Origin of the sequence: Spirosoma aureum, assembly GCF_011604685.1 — a bacterium.
GTDB classification, from domain to species: Bacteria; Bacteroidota; Bacteroidia; order Cytophagales; family Spirosomataceae; genus Spirosoma; species Spirosoma aureum.
The window spans coordinates 1,824,986-1,849,912 of record NZ_CP050063.1 but is presented as its reverse complement, the minus strand read 5'-3'; the positions used below and the strand labels follow the sequence as shown (position 1 = coordinate 1,849,912).

Genomic DNA, 24,927 nt, shown 5'->3' with positions numbered 1-24,927 from the left:
ATTATTTGTTAGATCAAAAATCGTAATGTTGTATATGGCTTAACCACTTCACCAATGAAACGCATTGTTCACAAGCATCCGCTGGCTATTCGCTGGTTTCACTGGATAAACTTTCCCATTCTGTTTGTTATGATCTGGAGTGGATTGCTGATCTATTGGGCCTACCATCCCTATAAAATTGAGGTTGGCGATTATACCCTTCTGACATTTTTCCCGAATGGATTCTTTAAATTTCTGAACATACCGCGTCGGCTGGCCGAAGGAATGGCCTGGCATTTTGTATTCATGTGGATCTTTCTGATCAATGGATTACTCTATGTAGGCTATACATTTATTTCGGGCGAATGGCGTCACCTGGTACCCGATCGAAACTCGTTTCGCGAAGCCATTCAGGTAACGCTTTATGACCTGGGTTTTCGCAAAACCCAGCCGCCATTTATCAAGTATAACGGAGCCCAGAAAATTGCCTATTTCTCGATCATGCTCATGGGTATCGGATCAGTACTGACTGGCTATGCCATCTATAAGCCGACCCAATTTTCGTGGTTGACCCGCCTGCTGGGTGGCTACAAAGCCGCCCGACTCGAACATTTCGCCCTGACAATTGGCTATGTGCTCTTCTTTTTTGTTCATGTCGGTCAGGTAATCCGTGCCGGGTGGCATAATTTTCAGTCTATGGTAACGGGCGTTGAAGTCGTTAAAGCAAATGAACCCGGCCAACCTGAAGTGACAGAACCCGACGATGACCAGCCTGTTGGCCCGTTCGAACCCACTTTATCGCCAATCGATTCACCAACCCGACCCGCCCTATCATGAGCTCATCAACGAAATCCAGTAAAGGTGAACCGAAACTTCCGGAAGAAGATGTTCCCGACTCAGCCGTTCGTCGGCGCATGTTAAAATCCTTTGGCTGGTTTGCTGTAGCTTCTGTCGTGCCTATTGGCATCTATAACTGGATAAAACGCAGCCCCAAAGCAATGGGAACGTTAAAACCATTGCGGGATATATTGAATACGAATGAAGCAATTGCCCGAACGTACTTCAGTAACACACACCTGGTTCGCACCTATCCGGTTGAAGAAGCGGCTCCCAAGGCACGGACAAATGGCTATGACGGCCTCAAATCACCCGTTCCTGAAGACTGGAAACTCACGATCGAAACACCAGATAAGCAGCCGTTGCAGTTGACGATCGACGACATAAAAGCACTACCAAAGCAGGAAATTGTTTATGAATTCAAGTGCATCGAAGGCTGGAGCCAGATACAGCACTGGGGTGGTGTTCGGTTGTCCGATTTTATGGCACACCACAAATTAGGAACCCATAGCGGCAATGCCCCAAATCCCGAGGCTACCCATGATCTGTTTAAGTATATTGGTTTGGAAACACCCGATAAAGGCTATTACGTTGGTATCGATATGGAAAGCGCGCTCCATCCACAAACGCTACTGGCTTACGAGCTAAATGGCCAGCCCATTACGGCTCCGCACGGGGCTCCGCTTCGGCTCATCATTCCCGTGAAATACGGCGTCAAAAATCTTAAACGCATTGGTCGGCTGTTCTTTGCCGATGAACGCCCCCGTGACTTCTGGGCTGAACGAGGATACGATTATTATGTTGGCTTGTAATCGTGGGATTTTCGCTCAGAATCGTGCTGCTAATGCTTCGCTACGGGCAATAAACGGTAGGGTAGCATCGACTTTGGCCAATGAGTCAAAAAAGCAAAACTACGCATCTACATGAACCACCTACTTCTATCGCTGTTTTTCCTGATCGCCACAGTCTATGGGTCGATCAACACGCTCCCGGAGACATCGACCAGGCCAGCGCCCAAATCGGTTGTGGTGCTGGAGTTGTTTACATCGCAGGGATGTTCGAGCTGCCCGCCAGCCGACAAAGCCTTACAGGAACTGACACAACAGGCAGCCAGGTCTGGGCAGGCGGTTTATGGGCTCTCGTTCCACGTTGATTACTGGAATCGGCTGGGCTGGCAGGACCCATTCAGCACAAAACAATTTACGGATCGCCAGCGGCAGTATGATCGGGTTCTGCAAACGCAGACCTATACGCCCCAACTTGTCATTAACGGCAAGCAGAACGTGATTGGCGGACAGCGGGGACGTATTCAACAAGCCATTCAGGCTATTCAGAAACAACCGGCCTCAGCTTTCGTGGATATAGATGGAAGTCTGACACATAATGCAGATCGCGTAACAGTAAAGTACGAGCTGTCGGCGGTGGGCCCTTACCGGGTCAATATTGCCTTAGTACAGAAGGAAGCCCATACTGCTGTTCGGAATGGCGAAAACAGCGGCCGGACATTGGTTAATACGAACATTGTCCGGGAGTTTAAAACCGTTGACAAGCCCGGCACATCCGGCGACGTGGTTCTTTCGCTACCCAACAACCTGAAGGCCGAACAAACGGCTGTCCTACTGTACGTTCAGAGAACGGATAATCAGCAGATTGTCGGGGCAAAGCAGTTGTAAGCTCGTGGTATAATTGCCTTTCAATACGATTGGTTCTTCATCGTCTCAAAGGATAAAGAACCAATCGTCATTTATTGTTCGTGTCACTACCCGCCCAGTCGAACTCCTTATCATGCCAAAGTCGCCCACTATTTCTTGAATACTACCGGTTGTTAACTGGTTATAGCACTCCGCTCGGGTGTCATCTACTTTTGTTTCGCCGGGTTCATCACTGAGACGGCAAAACACAAGCAGTAAACACATTATCAGTACCGAGCTAATGAAAACCAGACTAATCATAACCCTTTTTATCCTGCTGTTCACAACAGCAGGATCTTATAAAGCCATTGGCGGAAGTGGCCGGGACAAACCTGCTGTAAGTCCAGAAACAGACCAAGCAACCCGCGCCGTACAGGATTTCCTGCATTGGTACAAAACCCACATCGACTCAGCCAGCCGCATTATTCTGGTCAATCAACTGGCAGGTAAACCTTACTCCGTAAATGTCAAAAATGGCGAGCGTTACCTGGCCTATCTCCGTAGCAGCCACCTGCTGACAGATGCGTACCTCGCTGAATGGAAAACCTATTTTCACGAACGGCAGGCGGGTTTCCGGGCCAGTCCGCAAAACGAAGGGCCTCCGCTTGGTTTTGAATACGATCTGGTTTTGCTCAGCCAGGATGTCGATCAACAGTTAGCTTCCCTAAAAACACTAAAAATCGAAAACGTTAAGGTTCGGCAGGACCGGGCCACGGTTAAACTTTTGCTCCTCTATAACTACGAGTTCCGACTGGTTAAAATCAATAATCGCTGGTTAATCAACGAAATTCTAAACCTGAGCGCTGAATAAGCATGGAACGTTTACTTACTGTACTGATTGCCAGCCTGAGCGTTGCCATTCTTTTCGGTCTGCTGGGGGCTACACTGGTCTGGTGGCTAACGAAAGATTCGGGAGGAGGCAGTGATTCGTCAATTGCCTATGGTTATTTTGGCATTCTGGCGGGCCTTGGGCTGGCCGCCATTGGATTCTTCCTGACCTGGTATCTGACCCAGCGTTTTCTGCTACCCACTTACCTGCGTTATATCCAGATTGCCGACGGTATAGCCCTTCTGGCCCTGGTTGTGGTCTGGTTAATGCAGGCATCACAGGAGCCAGTAAGGCTACAATATGACAGGCATTGGGCAGCGCTGGAAGTTGAGGCACGGGCTGCTAAATCGTTACTAGGCGGAGAACCAGTTAGTTCTGTTATTTCTATGGATTACTCCGGTGGCCAGAGCAGCGGCAACTTTCCGAAACCCGAATCGGCTCGGGACGAGGGTTCATTTGTGATTCTTCCGTGGGCAACAGCACCGTTTCAGGTAAAGACCTGGAATGTCCGGGTGTTTTTACGGGGCGAACCTGTCCTGTTCACCCTGGGGCTACCTAAATACCCAACTCAATCGACGGAGTGGTCGAACTGGATACCTCCCATTCAATATCAGGACCATGTTGTGCCAGCAAACGTTCAGCAGGGGCTTACGCTTCGCTACCGATTTCGGCTCATTCCGTCCAATGAAGAGTATTACTAGTTGAGAACCTCGCAACGGTACAGAATGAGTTAAGCCCTGTTTAGAAACTGACGACAGAACTCATCCTGTACCGTTTATTAGAAACAATTGCCGGATACCAGCTCCCGAAACTTAACTTGGTATCACCTTAACTTATAGACCATTACGCTCTATACCCGCGGCCATGCACTCTTTTCTGATTTTTTCTTTTTTCTCCTGCTTACTGATCCTCTCGGCAGCATTTACAGCCGGGCATTCTGTGCAGAATACGCCACAGCAGTCACTGAATGAATACGTTGCCTTCCTGAACCAGTCGGTCGATGAGGTCATGAACCGCTTTCAGCTGATTCAGACCTACTATGCGGATATGAAGCAGTACCGCAACAATCCGCGGCAGTCATTGAGGTTACCCTCTTCGGGTCCACTGGAAGAGTATTATTATCAAAAAGCCCTGGCCACCGACGGTTTAACACCCGCGGAGAAACAACGCCTGAATGAAAGTACACAAGCCCTCTGGCAAGTCCTGACCAAGCTCGATCAGACCAGTAAAGCACTGGAAACCTACGTCAGGCTGAACGATTACCAACGCGATAATCTCAAACAGTCCGACGTCTTACTAAACGACCTGCAAAAACTATTCGGCCAGTTCAGCAACGACAAAACCGTTTTTTACAAGCAGATTCAGCGGATTTACCGACGTTATCAACCCTATCTTCCAACAGACGCTTACCTGTTTACGGAGAAAGAAATGGAGCTGGTTCTACAGAGCCAGCTTCAACTGCTCGACTCCTTATCGTATTACATGGATGAGAATGGCCAGTCGAACTGGCCTGTTGAACGCGTTCAGAAGAGTATGCTGGCTGATGTTAAAAGCCTGTCAACGTTTGGGAAGGCGGAGTCAGTAATTGGTTACCCGGCTTCCAGTATGCTCGCTTCGTTTAAAGAGGCCTTACAAACCATTCAGGATGTAAAGAAACGGGCCGTCGATGACAATACATTTGCCGCCCGACAAACTACCCGGCATGGCAACGAGGTCTACCTTTCGCTCATCAATCATTACAACAATGATCTGCGAAGCTGGCAGCAATCCTTTGTCGACTACAGTAAAACAGCCAAACACTTACTGGCTTATCCCAAATTCAGCCCGGTCTTTGCGTTCGAAGCGCCCCAGCAGCAAGCAGAAGCCGTAACCCGTACAACACCTTTTCGCGATATTCCACCTGCCCCGTTCACGATCAAACCGGCCGACAAACCCGCTGATTATGCAACCTTTCGGGCACTAACCGCTTATGTCGAATTCATTAATGAATCGCTGCGGCAGATGAACCACCTGCAGGTGAGCCTGCGGAATTACCAGTCTACAGCCGACTATTACCGCGATCCGTCGCCAACCAGTCGACGCGGCAATCTGACCTATTCGCACGATGAGTATAAAGTGCCCATCTCTGAATTTCAGCTCCTTCAGGTCGAAAGTAGTCATATACCTCAGCCCTATCGTGCTTCAATCAACGGGCAGGCCGAGGTACTGTTGAGTATGCTGAAAGAAATGGATGGCCTGAGCATTGAATTGATTGGCTATACCAGTCAGAAACTATACGTGCAGGATCACATGCAGCGTTCCGATGCTATTCTTGACCGTTATGTCTACCTGATCGATGCCTTTGACCAGAAAAAAGAAAAGTTATACCAGGATGTCCGGCGCGTTCACGAAACCTATCCTCTTCGCAATCCATCTGACTCCTGGCAGGTAGCCGGAAAAGCCCTGCAGAAAACGCTGGACGACGATAAGGAAATTCTGTTCGGGGTTAAAGCCTACATGAAAGGTGAGGCTTCCCAACTACCGATAACCGACAAACTGACTGCCGATGCCCGGAAGCTGATTCAGGACGAGTACCAGAATCTGGCCGGGCTGAAACGTCTGGGGCGAAATAACGGTCTGTGCCCCTACTCACCTTACGAAGACATCGCGGAGAATTCGCTCCGGTTCGCCGAAAAATCTCAGGGGGCTAAAACGAAGTCATCGTCTTATGGCGCGCATCCGTACGAAGAGTTCTACTATTTTTTCAACAATCAGCTAGTCTACGAATACAACAAGTTCAGCGAGCTCGCTAAAAGCGGTGTGTTAAAGGCAGTCAATCAGCCTAATATGTTCGCGTTTCGCCGATCGGCTCCTACGAAGCCTACAACCATCCAATCAGAGCCCGAAAACCGATCTGACAACAAGCCCGTATCGATGGCTAAACCGGTTTCTGATCCACCGGTTTCTGTTAGCGTGGCATCGACACCAATGCCCACCACCAACGGAACAACCATTCTGCATGACACCGTTTATGTGAAGCAGTCGACGGTAGATACCGTATACATTGACCGCTCGGGTCGACAGGAGTACGCCAATTCGCTGAAAGGCTTCGCGGCTAACAATATGGTCTTATTGCTGGATGTATCAGCTTCAATGGATTCGCCCTACAAGTTGCCTCTTCTGAAAAAATCCGTCAAATCACTCCTGGCCTTATTACGGCCCGAAGATCACATTTCGATTGTCGTTTATTCGGGTAAAGCACGCATTGCGCTGAAGCCGACGTCGGGCAGCAATATTGATGAAATTGCCCAGGTTATCGACCGGCTTCAATCCGACGGCGACACCGACGGCAATGGCGGTATTCGCCTGGCTTACAAAGTGGCCGACAAGCAATACATTCGGGCAGGCAACAACCGGATTATTCTGGCTACCGACGGCGAGTTTCCAATCAGCGACGAGACGTATCAATTAGTCAATGAATCAGCTGGTCAGGATCTCTATCTGACAGTTTTCACCTTTGGCCGAAAAGAAGTCAAGAGCAACAATCTCAAAAAATTAGCGAGTCTGGGAAAAGGCACGTACACGCACATCACACAGGATAACGCGAATGGCCAATTGATTCTGGAAGCGCAGGCCAAGAAAGTACCTTAGACTAGTGCCCTAGCCAGGGCACTAGTCGAGAACATTAACCCGGTAAAAGGTCGAGTGTTCGCTGGTGATATCGCTACCCGACCGAAAAGACTCCGTAATTTTTATCGTTTTAATTGAAGTCAGCATCAGGCTCAGCGCATTGAACCGGGCTCTGGGGCCTTTCAGATAAGAAACCGGAATCAGGTGCGAGCCAGAACCTGTGCCTACATCAATGGTAATGTAATCGGCCTGATCAGCACTTCCATCTTCTTCAATGATGCTGCCCCACTGGTTTTTTGTCTCGCTGATCTTGGAAACCGTCATCTGGCTATGCGTCGTTTCGCCCTGCCAGCGCTTCCAGAGCGACAGCCAGTAATTACCTGGTTCAACACCTTGCCAGTTCACTTGCAGGGGTTTCTTACGCGAATGGTCGGCCGGAAGGGCCAATTGCTGCGTAGTCAGATCAGGATGCGCCTGAATGCGTCCTACTTCATACTCCTTACCATCCGTGAGTATTATGGTAAACACGTACGTTTCGCCCCCCCGAACGCTTTCATCCGAACCTGCCAATAATTCATAGTAGGGAAAGGCTCCGTAATAGTTTGATGAGCCACTATTCAGCCGCAAGGGGTGCCCATTGGCACGAATCTGAATAGCGCGGTTCGCTACAGTCTTTCCGGACTGATCTTTTAGATAAGCCTTAATGCTGCTGGAGTTTCCATCATAACAAACCCGGCGATGGACAACGATATTTACCTGAAGCAAAGCCGGATCGGTGACAGCGCCCATAGACAGATCTGATCTACCACAACGCATAAATAACAGGGCCAGAGACAGAAAAGCGCAACAACGGATGAATACTAATCGGTAAAACATCAGGCATATCGTTGATTGAACTGGTCTTCATATTTTTTCCAGCAGACTCAGAAACTCCTGTTTTTTATTTCGCGATACGGGCAAGGTTTTATTGTTTTCCATGACCACCTCACCACCGTCGCCCCGAATATACCGCTGCACATAGCGCAGATTAATCAGGAAGCCGTGATGCACCCGACAGAACCCTTTATTTTCCAGAACCTCTTCCACTTCTTTAAGTGTTTTGGAAATCAGGACGGCCTTACCACTAGTCAGGAAAAAGTGCGTGTAGCCCCCATCAGACTCGCAGTAATAAATATCTTCAGCTTTCAGGATCTGTAGCCCTTCCATCGTTGGCAAGGCAATCCGATCGCCAAGTTTCTGCCGGGTCAGGTATTCGACAAAGTGGTCTACCTTCGACGATGAACGGCTTTCTTTATCCTGTTTGGCCTTTGCTACAGCCTGTATCAATTCGTCTTTATCAACTGGTTTCAGGATGTAATCCAGCGCGTTATGCCGAATGGCCTGAATGGCATATTCATTGTAAGCGGTCGTAAAAATGACCCGAAAATCGGTAAAGCGGCAGGCTTCGAGCATATCGAAGCCACTCATACCCGGCATTTCAATATCCAGAAAAACCAGGTCAGGGTGGTGTTGCTCAATAGCTTCTACGCCTTCTCGCCCATCGGCACAGGAAGCCAGCAAATTAACCGTGGGGCAATATTTGGCCAGCAAAAGGGCCAGCACATCACGGCAGTGTTTTTCGTCGTCAACAAGAATAGCGGTCATTGATTGAGTAGTTTTTGGGTGAAGCGAACGTGAGTTCCAGCCGGCGCTCCTCCAGCTTTATACTGATCAGTTATGGTAATACAGGCATCGGCCCCATACATCTCATTCACCAGATTTAAGCGTTCCTCGGTAATGGTAATTCCGTGCGATTTATGAGCATTCAGGCTGTTTGTCCGAAGCCGCCCCGACGCTTCCCGGCCAATTCCATTGTCCTGAATGTCGATAACCAGTTGGTTATTATGCTTACAGCAATCGATCTGTAACAGCGGCACACCCTCTTTCATAGGCAGCAAACCATGCCAGATCGCATTTTCGACATAGGGTTGAGTAATCAGCAAGGGCACATGGAGCACATCCTGATCCAGATCGTCGCTGACATTTAATTTAACTTCGAATTTATTGTCGCACCGAAGCTGTTCCAGCTCCACATAAATTTGCAACACTTTCAGTTCATTGCGCAACGATACCCACTCGGTTTTGGAGTTAGCCAGCACCTGTCTGATCAGCCGGGAAAACTTTGTTAGCAGATCGGATGCACGATCAACATCATTTTGCAAAATAAATTTATTGATGGAATTCAGGCTGTTAAAAATAAAATGCGGATTCATCTGCATCCGAAGCGCCATAAGCTTGGTTTCAGCAACCCGCTTTTTGGTTTCCATCAACTGCCGTTCGGCCTGTCGGTAGGCCTGTTCGACATCGGCCTGCTTAATTTTCTGCGCGCACAATGCCGCTACTGTCGACAGAATTTTCAGATGCCGGGGCATAAAGAAATTCTTCTGCGGGTGCTCAGCATCCAGCACGCCCCACACCTGACCATTTACCCAGATCGGTACTGTAATCTCTGAATAGCGAACAGCATCATCGGCAATATACCGCTTGTCGAGCGAGGTATCACCAATCAGTTCAGCCCGGCCGCTCTCAGCAACTGCCCCCACGATGCCCGATCCAAGTGGTATTTCGATGGGTTGAAGAATCACGTTCATCGGCATACTTTTAGGGCCATGCGCGGCTTGCTGCACCAATACATTCCGCTCTTTATCGAGTTGATAAATAACACAATCAACAAAATTTAACCGGGCAATACAGTTTTTTGCTACATCCCAAAGCACATCTTCTACTGTGGTCTGCTCCAGCAGCGACATAGCAAACGCATTGATGATCCGTTCTGCTTCCAGTTCATTCTTTAAGGACTGTCGGTGATTGATCGACTGACGAATTTTCTCATTACTTGCCACACGTGACACATGTTAGGTTAGATCAAGGTCAAAGGAACATTCCTTTTAGTTAATAAGGTAGTCCTAATCTGTAACTAGTCGGTTTGGGCGAACAACTGGCTGATTGTACGAATAACTGCCAGCTTTGGCAGGTCCGGATACACCCCGAACGAGTTATTGACTCAGAAGCACCAGCTATCGGTCGATTGCCACCAACTGTTAGTTTTATCTACTGCTTGCCATTGTTTCCCATTAAGTTTGACCAACTCAAAAGACTGCTCCTCCGGTCAACCGCTATGAATCCGTCCCGTGTATCAACGTTTCACGAACCAGCCGAAGCCAGCACATTTCTGGAAAACTGGAATAAAGAGGTCGAGTATTTAAACGGCTTTCAATACAAACGAATCACGGTTCAGACCTCTTTCGGCCATACGCGCGTTTGGGCCTGCAACACCCACCTGCCTGCCAGCAAAACAATTGTCATTTTTCCGGGTGCCCGTACCTGTGGCTTGTTCTGGGACATGGACAATGCGCTACGCCCTTTCCGGAACAATTACCGGATTTATATTACGGATGTAAACGGGCAGCCTTCGTTAAGTCATGGCCATAACCCGGCAATAAAAACAACGGATTATGGTCGATGGGCTACCGACGTGCTCGATGGCCTTCACATTGAAAAAACGATCATTGCCGGCGCTTCTCTGGGTGGGCTCATCTGCATGAAGCTGTGCTTGCTATCGCCCGACCGCGTCGAGAAAGCCATCTTAATGAATCCGGCCGGGATTCGTCCCTTCTCGTTTTCGATCCGGAACTTGTATTATAACCTTCTGCCAATTGTTCTGCCCACCAGGTCAAATCTGGCAAGATTCCTCGATAATGCCATTTTCTGCCCGCCTACTCACGACGTTCCACCGGTCTATAAGAACCTGATCAGCGATTATCTGCTCTATGCGCTCATGCAGCATAAATTCAGAGGAGATTACCCGGAGCCGCTCCGCAAAGAAGAGCTGGAACGGCTAACGACCGATATTTTTCTGATCGTAGGGGCCAAAGACCTGCTGTTTCCGCCTGGCGGAACCATTCGAATCGCTAAGCAATATATTCAATCGCTCCGTGGTATCAGCGTCTTACCTGCCACGGCTCACGGGATCGAAACGTCTAAAGAAGCAATTAATCTCATGTATGACCTGCTCGAAAATGCATCGATTCCGCAGCCTGCGTAAACGAATCAGCCTATTCCGTCAAGGGTCGACAAAATCCATTCTCGATTTACGGTAAAATAGCGTTTATATTCGCTTCGTCAGTTAATAATAGCTGCGACAGGGGAGTACTTGTATGGATATTGGTCAGCTAAGCAACAGTTCGACAAAAGCGGGTAAGTATAAACAGATGGGTAGCCTCTACCAGTGCCGTAATCAATGGTTACTAGGCTTATTAATCCTTTGCAGTGGCATCGCCCAGGGCCAGTCGCCTACGGTATTATTTCAGCGGCTCACCCTTCGCCAGGGGTTACCTACGAATTATACTACCTCAATCACTCAGGACAGTCTCGGTTTCATGTGGCTGGGTACGATCACAGGCCTGGTTCGTTACGATGGCATCCGTTGTGTTTATTATAGCCGTCAGACGGGTAATCCACATTCTTTATCGCACCGCATTGTACGCAGCGTTTTCAAATCCGGAAACGGCACGATCTGGGTTGGTACCCAAAAAGGCTTAAACCGGTTTCTGCCCGATAAACAGTCCTTCCAACGATACTCCTTCGCCACGCTGGGGAGCGGCTGTAATCTGGTTCGGGGTGCTGTAGAAAGTTCAGATGGTCTTTTTTGGGTGGCAACCAGCGGTGGCATTGTTGCTTTTAACCCTGTCACAGCTAAAGCTATACGACTGCCTATGCCAGCCGATTCAACCTCACGGCAGGCTGCCAATTCAATTCGCCGGGTGTTGATCGATGGGCCTACTCTTTGGGTTGGCAGTCAGTTTGGTCTTTATGCCTACAACCGTAAAACGAAACAGTTCAAAACGTTTCTCCATAGCGATTCTGCTGCGGGGTCATTACCGCATAATTACGTGTCGGCGATGATCCAGAACCCCCGAACAAAAGAAATACTGATTGGGACCCATACAGGACACATTGCCGTCCTCAATCCTACCACTGGCGTGTTCCGGTATTTGCCGATGCCGCCCGTCAAGCAGGAAATAACGGCACTTCTTCTGACCAAGACCGGCATATTGTGGGCAGGTGTTGCCACCGGAGGGTTATACCGTTATGATCCCGAGAAAAATCTATTTTCAACCTATGTCAGTGATGAAACCAATCCGAGAAGTCTGGTCTCCAACTCTGTGAAAGCCTTGTTTGAAGACCGGAGTGGTGTGGTATGGGTTGCTACCGATGATGCCGGTGTTAGCTGGTTTAACCCAACCATCAATAAAATAAACTCGCTCTTCGATGACATTAGTTATCGGCCAGCCTCAACGTTGGGGCTCGATGCGAGTCGATTGTCTATGGACCAAAAAAATTGTCTCTGGGTGTCTACACGGGATGGCATTTTATGGGTCAATCCTAAAACCCGGACTTACCACCTTTATCGACATAACCCACAGGACCCGCATAGTCTTACTAACAACTGGACGTATTCGATACTGGCGGACAGAAAAGGCCCCGTGTGGGTCGGAACACCTACCGGCCTCGATGTGCTCAACCCAACGACCAGTCGATTTGAACACATCCGTTGTTTGCCCTCGTCGGAAAACCCAACCCTTTATCCAGCTTTCAATCCAGCCCGTCGGGATTTCGTAGCAGGCCACCAGACATTCAATGTCATTCAGGCCCCCGATGGCCGGGTTTTTATCGGTACAAATGAGAAGTTAACGATTTATGACCCGAAAACCCAGACGTTCAGCAATCAGTTTAACGACGAACGAATCAGGCAATTACCAGGCAAAAACTACAATACCCTTTACCTCGATAACGAAAACAATCTATGGGTAGGTGGCCTTGGGCCCGTGCTCAAGATCAGTCCGGACCTGAAACTACTGGCCGAATATACCCACGAGGACGATAACCCCAATAGCCTTCCCGATGAGGGCGTGACCGATTTTGTCGAAGATCGTTATGGCCGGATATGGATGGGGACCGACAATGGGCTGACTTGTCTGAACCAGCGCACCCGGCAGTTAAGTACCTACACCACCCGACACGGATTACCTAAAAACGATATTGCAGCCCTTCACTTAGTCGGCGACAGCCTTTGGATCAGCACGAGCCGGGGGCTGGCGTGTCTTGATATCCGTCGGTTACAATTCACAGCTTTTGACGAAGCAGACGGTATTCCTTCGTCGGAGTTTGAATCGGGATCGATGATTCGCGACTCCACCGGGCGGCTCTATTTTGGCGCGATGCGCGGATTAGTATACCTGCAACCCGACCAGATTAAACTGAATCGGTTTGTTCCTCCTGTATACCTGACGTCTTTTCGAATCAATGACCAGGAGCTACTCACCAGTTCTTTAGCGACTCCTCAGGCGATCAATCTTGAGCCGAATCAACATACATTTTCGTTCGACATGGCCGCCCTTAGTTTCGACAACTCGGATGGAAATCAGTATGCTTACCGACTCGAAAATTTTGAGGAACGATGGAATCAGACCAATAATAGACCATTTGCCAGCTATACGAACGTGCCTCCTGGCGATTATGTCCTGCATATCATAGCATCCAACAACGACGGTGTATGGAATCGGGAAGGCTATCGGTTACCCCTGACAATTCAGGCTCCTTTCTGGCAAACGTGGTGGTTTCGGTTACTTGCACTAGGCACATTACTGGGATTAACCGTAACCATTGCCCGATGGCGGGAGAAACGCGTTGCCAGCGAGCAACAGGAAAAAAGTGAACTTCGCGAACGAATTGCCGCTTCAGAAATGAAGGCATTACGGTCGCAAATGAATCCACATTTCCTCTATAACTCACTGAATGCCATCCGTTTGTTTATCCTGCAAAATGACAGCGACAATGCAGACAAATATCTGGTTAAGTTTGCCCGACTCATGCGGCTGATACTGGACAATTCACGTCAGGAGTGGGTGACCATTAGTAGCGAGGTAGAGCAATTGCAGCTTTATCTGGAGTTGGAACAACTGCGATTTAACAGTAAATTCGATTTTGCCTTAACGACCGATCCATCACTGGCTCAGGAGAATCTATCCATTCCACCGATGATTATTCAGCCGTATATTGAAAATGCGATCCTGCACGGCATTGCCCACAAACGAAGCCGGGGAACCATTACAGTCGGCATTAATCGCCAGGGCGATCATCTGGAATGCATTGTGGACGATGATGGGGTTGGTCGACAAAAAGCGCAGGAGTTGAAAAGCAAAACCGTTTCAGCTCACAAAAGCGTTGGCCTTAAGGTGACCGAAGAGCGCTTACAGCTGATCACGCAACGCAGCGGTAAGGAATCGGGGGTAGTCGTCATCGACAAAACCGATGACAACAATGAGCCTGTGGGTACGCGGGTGATTATTCAATTGCCAGTGATCAGGCAGGAGTAGTTCTGTAATGCTATGATCCGGCGATTAGACATTCCCAAACTTAGCTAACCTCAGAAGGCGTGATTCGAGCTTAGCCACTCCTGAATGCCGCCAAAGGTTAGCACCAGAATCAAAAGCATACCAAAAGCCATCAGACCAATACCGGCTAATCCGCGTACCTGCCAGTTGAAATGTGAGCCGGGCAAAGGCTCATCTAATTCATTGGGCACATAGGTTAGTTGGGTCGTTGCTCCTTCACTTACCTGATACCATAACTTCGACCGCATATAAACATCAACTTCTTTAGGCTGCCCCGATGGATCATGAAACTGGCATTGCGCATAATAGCTTTCCAGATTCCCCCAGGCTCCCTGATCATCTTTCCTGAATTTTTTCAGAATGGTAGCCGTAACGGTCAGTCCGTTGCTACGCAGATCGCGCCCATCGTACCAAAGATACCAGCCAATAAAAATTGATAAACCCCCAAAGAATAAGCCAACAAAGGCGATAAGTAGCGGAAGGATCGTTGTCGTTGCCATAATGGTTGAAGAGGATGAGCAAAAGTGCAGCACAGTCGATGACGAACCTAGTCTCACTTACTAATCGGCAGTTCTGAATGTATAACTGGTTAATTTTCCCGATAACTGGTTAATCCAGCCGTTTTGATGTGTTTTCTGACGAGCCAATCGCAGCATTAATCGGGCTGATTCGCTGCTATTGAACGAACGTCGCCAACTGTACTTCTTCGTCTACCTGTTATTCATTCAAAACAACCCGTTGTTGGTTCGGACTAGCCTAAGCCCATCCGCCGTGTCTACTTTTGATCAGTCGCGAATGTCCGTATAAAAGGAAACAAGCGTTCGCCCCAGGCTGTCTATTTTTGCAGTACACATGAAAACACTCACAACCAGTAATTGGCTTTTAGCATGCCTTTACGGTGTCATTCTACTTTTCTCTTTCTTTAACATAAACCGTCGGGGTAACGACGCGGCAGGAATCGGTATGGAAACAGGATTGATTTTCTTTGGCGGTATTTTACTGGCCGTACTTATTGGCCTAAATATCATTCCTTACCGCTGGTCGAAGCTAACCGCATTTTCGGTTGGTCTGCTACCCCTCCTGGTTGTATCGTATAACTTCGTTTCTGACCGGATCTTCGCGTATTTAGACAAGCAGAAAAACGAAGCCATTGCCAATGGCTCATATTATTTCCAGGATGCGGCACTGCTCGACGTCGCGTCAGCCATTGCCAAAGAAGACTTACCCCGGCTGCAAACGCTTCTCCAGTCGCCCATTCGGCAACGGCTTAACGAAAGCGGTAAGGATCATGTAACCCTGCTTGATTTCGCGACCTTCCGTGCTACCGAACAGGAAAATCCCGAACAGGCCATGCGCTGTATGGAGTTACTACTGGCAAATGGAGCCACGACTCAAACAGCCGATACAGCCCGTATTCCAACTCAGATCTGGGTTAGTCGGCAGGGCTCGGCAGCGGTTCTTGAGTTATTATTAAAAAAGGGTGCTGACCCAAACGCTCATAACAGTTATGGCGCTCCCATCCTTTTTTCGACTATCGATTACGAAACTGATCGCTTCTTAAAAGTGAAAGTGCTGCTGGAACACGGCGCCAATCCAAATAGCATCCACCCCGATTACGGATGGATGGGTCATTATTCACCTTTACTTTATGCCGCTAATAATCAGGTGTGGGACGTATGTCAGCTATTGCTGGAACGTGGGGCAGATTTTCGCTATCAAACACCAACAGGCTTCATAATCGACAATGTGATCGTTCATTATGAGAATCTGTATGCAGATAACGGTAATACTCCAGCCGATTTCACGGCTTTCAAGAAAAAACTGCGTGCGGCTCAGAGCAGTAAGCAATGAGGTGATTGATCACCTCATTGCTTAACTATGAACGACTACATTAATAGTCATATAGGGCTATCGAGTGTTTTACCCATTCATGCACCAGCGTGACAAATTTTGCGTACTCTTTCGGCGGGTAGGCCCAACGTTTAAAAATGTCTTTGTAGTTGTCGCCGGGTTTCTAATGGTGGCTATAAAGCTGCGATTTCGATGATAAAGCTTCTGTCATGAAACCCTTCTGGGCAATCGACTTCATACCCCGCTTGATATACATATCGAAAATCCTATCGAAATGGCCCAGCCATATTTGGGTTTACCATGAGCATCTTCGGTATGGACATTAGTCGATCCCACTTCATTGCGGCTACACCATCCCCCGTTACGAGCAGACAATGCGCCTGCACATAACCGGGCTCAGTTACAAGCCTTCGGCCTGAAGCGCTCCTTATTTTCCATTTAGTATACATAGTTCGGCTGCTCGTAGCCGAACCACGCCAAAATTGGCCGGAGAAGGCCTTTATCTTTCGCGACCTGAATGGTAAATGGCCTGCGGTCTGAGCGAAGCAATTGATAGCCCAAAGCAAGCCTAGAATGATACGGTTCTGATTAATAAAATCAGGTCTTTCGCTTCGAGCCACGGTCCGCCGTGTGGTGCCACTGCAACCGCAGACGATGGTTTCTAATTATGTACAGGCAAACCGTTGAACCAAACACCTATCTAATCAATAGATATGAGGTATTTATAAATACATAAAATTATTAGGTTACAATAATTATTATTTTATTATCTTTACAAGAAAATTTAGTCATAAACCAATTTAGACTACTCAGTGTCACATTTGGCCATACTAAACATGGGTGCTCTTATCGATACAAGCAAAGCGTGGAGTATGCAGGCGAAGCGTTACTCTATACATCGCTTTAGGCTTAACCTAAAACTAGTTGCGGGCAAAATATACAACACCACTTTATTGATGGATAAAGGCAATTCTGTTTTTAAACTAAAACTGAATTCGCAGAACGACCGACTGATTGACCCGATAATTTGTGAGCTATGGTTAGCCTTTATCCTGTTGAGTGTCACGATAGAACAGCCTACCGGCCATCATGGCCATAATCCCCTCGCCTACAATACATTACCTGCAGTTTTTTTTCCTACCCCCCTAAATAACTATGAAACAAATATTTCATCTGACCACCGTACTTATAGTTGCCCTTTTCTGTGAAAAAAACAACGTATATGCCCAGCGGGATACCTATTCGACACTCTGGGGCCGTAAGGGCGAAACGCGGGATACAGCCCGAATTCGGAACTTCACAGAAGCAGGTTATCGGAAAGGTCTTTCCCCTATTCCTGATTATGTACAATCGGTAAATGTAATCGACTATGGTGCCGTTGGCGATGGTACGACTGACAATATCGTTGCTTTCAGAAATGCCATTAAAGCGTGTGGTAATGAAGGTGCCGTTTATATTCCGGCAGGCACATTTTTGCTAAGCGATAGCCTGATAATCAAGAAAAGCAATATCTGTCTCCGGGGAGCCGGGCAGGGAACGACCAAATTACTTTTTCCCAAAGGGCTGGAGGAGTTATACCCACTTTATAATACGACGACCAATCAGAGTTCGTGGTCCTGGAGTGGGGCCCTAATTAGTTTCCAACAGGGGTGTTCAAATGTGGGCATTGAGAATCTAACTGTCACTTTCCCGGATAATGCATGGGCAGGCCATAATTTCCATGAACGAGGGTATAACGCGATTGGTTTTTCGAAAAATGCTTATGATGGCTGGGTACGAAATGTTATCATAACAGGGAGCGATCTGGGGCTTTTTATCGCAACAGACAGTCATCATATTACACTTCAGAACTGGACGCTGGACCAGGGCCCGATCAGGGGGGGAGCCACCAAACAGGGGCACCATGGAGTTAACATCTACGGTGGCTACAATTTACTGCAGGGTTTTACGATAAAAGGAAAGTTTCAGCATGACCTGTCGATAGAAGGGAAAAATTCAAAATATAACGTATTTCACAACGGAAAGGGAAAAGACCTTTGTATCGACCATCACAACCATGATCAGCGAAATAACCTATTTACCAATCTGGACATGGGTGTAGGATCGCGCCCTTATGAGTCAGGTGGTAAGGCAAAACCTACGGGCATTTCATTACAGACAACGTATTGGAATCTATATGCCCAGCGGGATATGCAGTATTGTGATCAGTATGAGACTAGTTCAGACCCAGACAAATCCAGAAACAACGTTGCCGTCGGCGTACGAACAATTCGCCCATCAGAAACGCCGGATGCGCGAGGTAACTGGTTCGAAACAATCACCCCGGCTCGTCTCTACCCAGCTGACCTTTATACAGCCCAGCTGGAATATTATAACCTTCCTATGTTTGGCGAATGCCCGGTCTATGCCACATCGAACGACGGTAATCTACCCGCCAATGTAACCGACAATAATCTTAATACGCGATGGGCAGCCAAAGGTGATAACGAATATCTGGTCTTGTGTCTGAATGAAGCACGTGCCATTAATAGCATCAAAGTCGCCTTTTATGAGGGAAACCTGCACCAATATAAGTTTGATGTACTAACTTCTCTTGATGGATTAACATGGGAGACCGCTTTATCCGGTAAGATAAGTAATGGAACAACCGCCAATCTAGAAAGCTTTATGTTTCCAGTAAAACAGGCCAAGTACGTCAAGATAATCGGACATACTTACGCAGGATCTGACCAGAACTCAATTACCGAAATAGAGGTTCCGCTCAGTTCCAGCTCGCCTACAACCACTGTCGCTCCCATCGCTGATACCTACATCCGGGATGGTAGTTATGCCAACAACAATTACGGCACGGAAGAGAGTTTGATTGTAAAAGGCGATCCATCGTCGGGATATAAGCGCGAGACATACCTCAAGTTTAACCTCAACGATATTGCGGCTAATTTTAGCTCAGCCAAGCTACGGATGAAAATTAAATACGCCAATACCAATGTCAGTTCCGCACGCTGGCAATTGGTGTTTGTACCGACCAATCTCTGGACCGAAACGGGCTTGATCTGGTCTAATCGACCAGCCAGCACTTCCCTTATAAGTACCGTGTCGGGCGTGTCAAGTGGTTTTGTGGAGTGGGATGTAAAGGATATTCTTCAGCGGCTCTTAAATGCCGGCAATCAGGAAGTATCACTGAGGCTGGCCAACACAGTTGCCGACAGTAAAGGTGATGCTGGCTTTCATTCCCGTGAGGCAAGTAATGTCGATGACCGGCCCATGCTCATTGTCAATTATGGTACAACGGGAGCACGCGTCGATGTCAGTAAGGCGTTGAGCTGGATAGAGGAATCAGAGGTTGCCAAAACCATCCTGGCTTATCCCAATCCCTTCGAGAGCGAACTAACCATCGAAGCAGACGAAAGTGACACTGAAATTCGGGTATACAACAACGTGGGACAGTCGATGGTACGAATGCCGGTGCTGAACCAGAAGTCAGTACGCATTGCGACAGGCGTATGGCCGTCGGGTATGTATTATGTGAGTTGGCTGAACGAAACGGGGGTCCGGGCCAGCAAGCGAGTAATCAGAAAATAAACAAAAAGACAAGAGAGGTTCTGAGTGAGTAGCCTACCATTACCTCACTCAGAACCTCACTTCCAGACCGTAGTGTTAACAGTTTTTGCTACTGTTACTTGTCCACTAGCGTCGACGTAGCAAATAATGTAATCTGCATACCATCAGGTGCTTGAACCCGGGACACTTCGCTCCAGGGCGCGGTGGTGGGCGGAGCAACCGACGTAGCTCCGCCATCAACGAGTGTCTCGGTTGCGGCTGGGATCGGTTCACTCACGCGCAAAGCCAGTCGTATTGGACCTGATACCCGTTTGCCAACTTCAATCTGATCGATTCGGTCGGCGTGTTTGGCATCAATCAGTTCAAGTGACGCCCGACCCGCATCCAGAATAATACCGTTACCGGCTTCTTCGTGCCATTCTTTCGATGTTTCCAGCCCGACCGTATCCCGGTAAAAACTGATCAGTTCATCCAGATTGTCGACGGTAAGAATTAGGCGAAGTTCTTTTACTGTGGTTTTCATAGGGTTTATCGGAAAGTAAATAGCAAGTGTTTTGGGCAAAACTAACCGACGTTCCCCAATGGCAATTAAAAAGCGCTGGCTAGTTTGCCCAAAACACCTGCTTAAAATTGACTATTCTCAGCGGGTTATCACTTGATCCGGCCCAGCACTTTATCCAGGCTGACCGTAGCCGTCAGGTAGTCATAAACGGCCTGTAGATAATTCGATTTGGCTTGCGTAAGCGAGAGCTCAGCGTCCGACATATCCAGTCGTGAGGCAATACCTTGTTTCCAGCGGTCGCGGGTGATGCGGTAGCCTAGTTCTGCAACCGAGATCGTTTGCCGTTGCGTTTCGATCCGTAAACGCGCTTCCTCCACATTAGCCAGCCCAATCTTAACCTGCGCCCGAACAACTTCTTTCAGGTTAGCCACCTGCGTTTCGGTCTGCTGGCGTGTAATCTGCGCCTGCTGAATCCGTGAATTTGTGCGAAAACCCGTAAAAATCGGGACACTTAATTGCAGCCCCAGATACGAACTCACGGGCCACTTATACTCATCAACCCGAAAGTTATTGGCCTGTGACTGAGACTGTACTAGCCCAATTGCCGATAGCTTGGGTTGTCGCTCTGCTGTTTGTATGGCCACTTGCTCCCGATTCAATTGTTCGACCAGTTCCAGCCGACGCACTTCGGGCCGGGCCTGAACGGCTTCGAAATAGACATCCGTAGTTGTAGCAGGAGTTGCCAATAAAGCATTGTCGTAACGCAGCGAATCCTGTAACTCGATGGTTTCCTGTTCATCCAGACCCATTGTCCGTTTCAGAATGGTCTTGGTTATTCCGATGCGGTTTGTCAGTTGAATAATGGCCGGACGTAGGTTTTCGACCGTCACAAAGGCCCGTAACGTATCAACGCGAGAGGCCCGTCCCTGCGCCAAAAGTGAGCGTGCATCTTTCAGCGCCTGTTCATTCCGGGCGATGCTTTGCTGCTGCAACCGAAGTTGTTCCTGCGTGATCAGCACATCCAGATACGCTTTTTTTACATCCGTAACAATGTTGGCCCGAACGTCGGCCAGGGCTTCGTTTGTAGCGGCCTCATCAATCTGCGCAGCTTTGATACCCGACTTTATACCCGGCTGGAAGAGTGGTTGTGTTGCGGCAATGCCCCCGATCAATGCATTTGACCCTCCCACCCGGAAAGTAGCCAGTTGATTTTCAGGCAATCCAACAAAACTACCGGGCAAAAACGAAACCTGCTTGTTGAAATAATACTGATACAGGGCTGACCCTGCTACGTTTGGCAGCGCATAACTTCGCGCTTCTACCACTTTCTGAGCCGACTTAGCTGTTTCCAGCGTTGCTACCTGTAAATCCCGGTTCTTATCCAGCGCCAGCTTCACGGCATTGTCCATCGTTAGCTGGCGAACCTGAGCCTGAGTTAGCCCCTGACTACCCGCAAAGAACAGGACAGTCAGGAGCGTATAAATAATTCGTTTCATGAAATCTAGTTGATAAAACTCGTTTATTCTACCGGCTCTAATATCTCAGCTTCCTTATGCTTTGGCACGCGGGAGAAGTAAGAATAGACCGCCGGTATGATGTAGAGTGTGAGCAAGCCAGCAAACAATAGCCCGCCAACAATGACGGTACCCAGCGAATTGCGGCTGTTTTCGGTGAGTGCAATCGGAATGGTACCGAAAATCATGGCCAGGCTTGTCATCAGAATGGGCCGGAACCGGGAAGCAGCGGCTACTTTAGCAGCTTCCAGCGTGCTTAATCCTGCTTCCTTGCTCTGATTGGCAAATTCCACAATCAGAATCCCATTTTTGGTGATCAGACCGATCAGGGTTATTATACCGATCTGGCTGAAAATATTCAGGGTCTGGCCAAAAAGCCACAGGCTGATTAGCGCCCCTGTCATGGCCATCGGAACCGTCAGCAAAATAATGAACGGATCGACCAGGCTTTCAAACTGAGCGGCCAGAACCAGATAAATCAGCACCAGCGCAAATACGAACGCAAACATCAGGCTCGATGAGCTTTCGGCAAAGTCCCGCGATTCGCCCGCCAGAGACGTTTTGATCGTCGGTGGCAATACTTTCCGAGCGATACGATTCATTTCGGCCACGCCGTCGCCAATGGTTTTTCCGGGTGCCAGACCCGCCGATACCGTAGCTGAAATAGCCTGATCGTAGCGATAGATAGCCGCCGGGCTAATGCTTTCCCGGAACGAAACCAGGTTGTCGAGCGAAACAATGTCGCCGGTTCGGGTGCGTACGTACATGGACTTGAGGTCATAGGGCGTATCGCGGTCCTGACGCTGCAACTGACCGATCACTTCATACTGGCGGTCATTGTAGATAAAGTAACCATACCGCTGACCACTCAGCGCCAATTGCAGACCACGGGCAATTTCGACAACTGAAATTCCCAGCTCAGCTGCCTTATCGCGGTTAATCTGAAGGACCAGTTCAGGTTTATTGACTTTCAGATCGGAATCGGCAAAGCGCAGGATCGGGCTTTTTCGCGCTTCGTCCATGAACTTGGGCAAAACCTCCGTAATAGCGGCCAGATTGGTCCCCTGCAACACATACTGAACAGGTTGAGCCTGCCCAAAACGGCTACCAATGGTCGGCGGCTGAACCGGAAACACCATCACTCCTCTAAAATTTTGTGCATTCCGGGAATAAGTCGCGAACACATCCGCCTGGGTGGTTTTCCGCTCATCGGCCTTTTTAAGGAAGGTGTTCTGAATGGCAATATTGACCGGAGCTGGCGGGCCAAACGTCAGTGCCAGAATGGAATACGTCTGAAATAAACCCTGCGTAGAATCGACCGAGAATTTCGCGATCTCGTTCATGTACTTCTCCGTGTACTCGTACGATGATCCTTCCGGCGCAATCACGGCCAGGCTAATCTGCGAACGATCTTCCAGCGGAGCCAGCTCCGAAGGCAGTTGCTTTCCGATGATATAAATCAAGCCGAATGTAACGATCAGCGTTGGAAAGGCAACCCAGCGATAGCGCAGGAACCAGCCCAGTGATTTTTCATAACCCCGGTTCAGAGCCACAAAATACGGCTCGGTTTTCCGGTAAAGCCAATTGGGTTTTTCCTGCCGTTTTAGCAGATAGGCGCTCATCATGGGCGAGAGTGTCAGCGCTACAAAGGCCGATACCAATACAGAACCCGCCACTACTACCGCAAACTCCTGGAACAGCTTTCCGGTAATGCCGGGCAGGAAAAGAATCGGCAGGAACACAGCCGCCAGCGTAATTGTCGTTGAGATAACGGCGAAATAGATTTCCGACGACCCTTTGAAGGCAGCCTGCAAGGGCGACATACCTTCCTCTACTTTAGCGAAGATATTTTCCAGTACCACGATGGCATCATCAACCACGAGTCCAATTGCCAGCACCAGTGCCAGCAGCGTCAGGATGTTGATCGAGTAGCCAGCGATGTACATGATGAAGAACGCGGACACGATAGACACCGGAATCGCCACCACCGGAATGATAGTCGAACGCCAGTCGCGCAGGAACAGGAACAGAATCAGAATGACCAGACCAAAGGCGACGAACAGGGTTTCTTCGACTTCCGAGATCGAATCGCGGATTGGCTCCGTAAAGTCTTTCCCAATCGTCAATTGATAGTCGGCAGGAATTTCCTTGCGCAGTTCTTTCAACCGCCGGTAAAATTCATCGGCTATCGCTACGGCATTGGCGCCCCGTTGCGGTTCAACAAAGACACCAATGGTCGGCGAGTTTCCTTTCAGGCTATTCAGAATGGCAGTTCGCTCGTTTTCAGCGCCCAATTCGGCATAGCCAATGTCTTTGAACCGAATTATGCTGCTACCCTCCTGCTTGACGATCATGTTGTTGAAATCGTCTTCTTTGGTCAGGCGGCCCAGCGTCCGAACCGTCAGTTCGTTGCGGTCGCCTTCGATACGACCCGATGGCAGATCCACATTTTCTTTACGTAAAGCCTGTTCAATATCGGATGGAGTCAATTGATAAGCCGCCAGTTTGGCCGGATCGATGCGAAGCCGCATGGCGTATTTTTTCTCTCCCGCAATACCCACTCGTTTTACGCCCGGAATGGTCTGCATCCGTTCTTTAATGACCGTGGAGGCAATATTACTGACTTCCAGAATGCTGCGGGTTTTGCTTTCCACAGCCATAAAAATCACGATATCACCACTGTTGGCTTTTTCCACAATGGGCGGATCGACATCACCGGGCAACAGCCGCCGGGCTTTGGTCACTTTATCGCGAACGTCGTTGGCAGCCGCTTCCAGATCAGCGTCAAGGTTAAACTCAACCGTAATCACGCTGGCGGCTTCTCGCGAAACCGATGAGATAGTCCGAATACCATTGGCCTCGCCAATCGACTCTTCCAGTGGCTTGGTAATCTGATAGGCGATTACGTCGGGGCTGGCCCCCGGATATGTTGTCGTAACGGTAACGATGGGCGAGTCGGTGACGGGGTATTCACGAATACCGAGGTAGGTAAGCCCAACGAAACCAAACAGAATAATCAATACAGAGAGTACTCCGGCCAGTACTGGCCGCTGAATACTAATTCCCGATAAACTCATGATTGGGTAAATTTTGATTCAATAATGATGAGAAGGCCTTG

The 24,927-nt window shown here is 48.7% G+C and carries 17 protein-coding genes; 10 read left to right on the top strand and 7 right to left on the bottom strand.

Annotated features, from left to right (window positions below; all coding sequences use genetic code 11):
- Positions 1-54 precede the first annotated feature (54 nt).
- The 6 genes from G8759_RS07455 to G8759_RS07430 all read left to right on the top strand — a co-directional run bounded on the left by G8759_RS07455 (position 55) and on the right by G8759_RS07430 (position 6,966).
- Positions 55-816 carry a cytochrome b/b6 domain-containing protein gene (locus tag G8759_RS07455; RefSeq protein ID WP_167206633.1) on the top strand — a complete coding sequence of 254 codons (762 nt, stop codon included), beginning with the start codon at positions 55-57 and terminating at the stop codon, positions 814-816.
- Positions 813-1,628, top strand: a complete 816-nt coding sequence (locus G8759_RS07450; RefSeq protein ID WP_167206631.1) for a molybdopterin-dependent oxidoreductase — start codon at positions 813-815, stop codon at positions 1,626-1,628. Before G8759_RS07455 ends, G8759_RS07450 begins: the two co-directional genes overlap by 4 nt.
- Positions 1,629-1,739: 111 nt before the next feature.
- A complete protein-coding gene (locus G8759_RS07445) occupies positions 1,740-2,489 on the top strand; it encodes a DUF1223 domain-containing protein (protein ID WP_167206629.1) in 750 nt (249 codons plus the stop codon).
- A 259-nt stretch (positions 2,490-2,748) separates the two neighbouring features.
- Entirely contained in the window at positions 2,749-3,318 is a 570-nt protein-coding gene (locus G8759_RS07440) for a hypothetical protein (protein ID WP_232074165.1), read from the top strand.
- 2 nt (positions 3,319-3,320) lie between these two features.
- On the top strand, positions 3,321-4,037 hold the full coding sequence (locus tag G8759_RS07435; protein ID WP_167206627.1) for a hypothetical protein: 717 nt from the start codon (positions 3,321-3,323) through the stop codon (positions 4,035-4,037).
- A gap of 163 nt (positions 4,038-4,200) precedes the next feature.
- Positions 4,201-6,966: a vWA domain-containing protein gene (locus tag G8759_RS07430; protein WP_167206625.1), complete on the top strand. Its 2,766-nt coding sequence runs from the start codon at positions 4,201-4,203 to the stop codon at positions 6,964-6,966.
- A 21-nt stretch (positions 6,967-6,987) separates the two neighbouring features.
- Here G8759_RS07430 and G8759_RS07425 read toward each other — a convergent pair whose 3' ends face one another.
- The 3 genes from G8759_RS07425 to G8759_RS07415 all read right to left on the bottom strand — a co-directional run bounded on the left by G8759_RS07425 (position 6,988) and on the right by G8759_RS07415 (position 9,827).
- Entirely contained in the window at positions 6,988-7,734 is a 747-nt protein-coding gene (locus G8759_RS07425; RefSeq protein WP_167206623.1) for a hypothetical protein, read from the bottom strand.
- 114 nt (positions 7,735-7,848) lie between these two features.
- Positions 7,849-8,589: a LytR/AlgR family response regulator transcription factor gene (locus G8759_RS07420; RefSeq protein WP_162387603.1), complete on the bottom strand. Its 741-nt coding sequence runs from the start codon at positions 8,587-8,589 to the stop codon at positions 7,849-7,851.
- On the bottom strand, positions 8,586-9,827 hold the full coding sequence (locus tag G8759_RS07415) for a histidine kinase (protein ID WP_232074164.1): 1,242 nt from the start codon (positions 9,825-9,827) through the stop codon (positions 8,586-8,588). The genes G8759_RS07420 and G8759_RS07415 overlap by 4 nt, the downstream gene beginning before the upstream one ends.
- A 275-nt stretch (positions 9,828-10,102) precedes the next feature.
- Between G8759_RS07415 and G8759_RS07410 the strand changes: the two genes are divergently transcribed.
- Both G8759_RS07410 and G8759_RS07405 read left to right on the top strand, forming a co-directional pair.
- Positions 10,103-11,029, top strand: a complete 927-nt coding sequence (locus tag G8759_RS07410; protein ID WP_167206619.1) for an alpha/beta fold hydrolase — start codon at positions 10,103-10,105, stop codon at positions 11,027-11,029.
- Positions 11,030-11,141: 112 nt separating this feature from the next.
- Positions 11,142-14,363, top strand: a complete 3,222-nt coding sequence (locus G8759_RS07405) for a ligand-binding sensor domain-containing protein (RefSeq protein ID WP_232074163.1) — start codon at positions 11,142-11,144, stop codon at positions 14,361-14,363.
- Positions 14,364-14,413: 50 nt separating this feature from the next.
- Here the strand turns inward: G8759_RS07405 and G8759_RS07400 are convergent, their stop codons facing one another.
- The gene (locus G8759_RS07400; protein WP_167206617.1) at positions 14,414-14,881 is read right to left on the bottom strand and encodes a DUF3592 domain-containing protein; all 468 of its coding nucleotides are present in this window, start codon (positions 14,879-14,881) and stop codon (positions 14,414-14,416) included.
- A gap of 352 nt (positions 14,882-15,233) precedes the next feature.
- On the opposite strand from G8759_RS07400, the gene G8759_RS07395 reads away from it, so the two are divergent.
- Both G8759_RS07395 and G8759_RS07390 read left to right on the top strand, forming a co-directional pair.
- Positions 15,234-16,232: an ankyrin repeat domain-containing protein gene (locus G8759_RS07395; RefSeq protein WP_167206615.1), complete on the top strand. Its 999-nt coding sequence runs from the start codon at positions 15,234-15,236 to the stop codon at positions 16,230-16,232.
- 1,155 nt (positions 16,233-17,387) lie between these two features.
- Positions 17,388-19,814, top strand: coding sequence for a CBM96 family carbohydrate-binding protein (locus G8759_RS07390; RefSeq protein ID WP_167206613.1), 2,427 nt, complete (start codon positions 17,388-17,390; stop codon positions 19,812-19,814).
- 94 nt (positions 19,815-19,908) lie between these two features.
- Here the strand turns inward: G8759_RS07390 and G8759_RS07385 are convergent, their stop codons facing one another.
- The 3 genes from G8759_RS07385 to G8759_RS07375 all read right to left on the bottom strand — a co-directional run bounded on the left by G8759_RS07385 (position 19,909) and on the right by G8759_RS07375 (position 24,886).
- Positions 19,909-20,316, bottom strand: coding sequence for a VOC family protein (locus G8759_RS07385; RefSeq protein WP_167206611.1), 408 nt, complete (start codon positions 20,314-20,316; stop codon positions 19,909-19,911).
- Between the two features lie 128 nt (positions 20,317-20,444).
- The gene (locus G8759_RS07380) at positions 20,445-21,791 is read right to left on the bottom strand and encodes a TolC family protein (RefSeq protein ID WP_167206609.1); all 1,347 of its coding nucleotides are present in this window, start codon (positions 21,789-21,791) and stop codon (positions 20,445-20,447) included.
- 23 nt (positions 21,792-21,814) lie between these two features.
- Entirely contained in the window at positions 21,815-24,886 is a 3,072-nt protein-coding gene (locus tag G8759_RS07375; RefSeq protein ID WP_167206607.1) for an efflux RND transporter permease subunit, read from the bottom strand.
- Positions 24,887-24,927 lie beyond the last annotated feature (41 nt).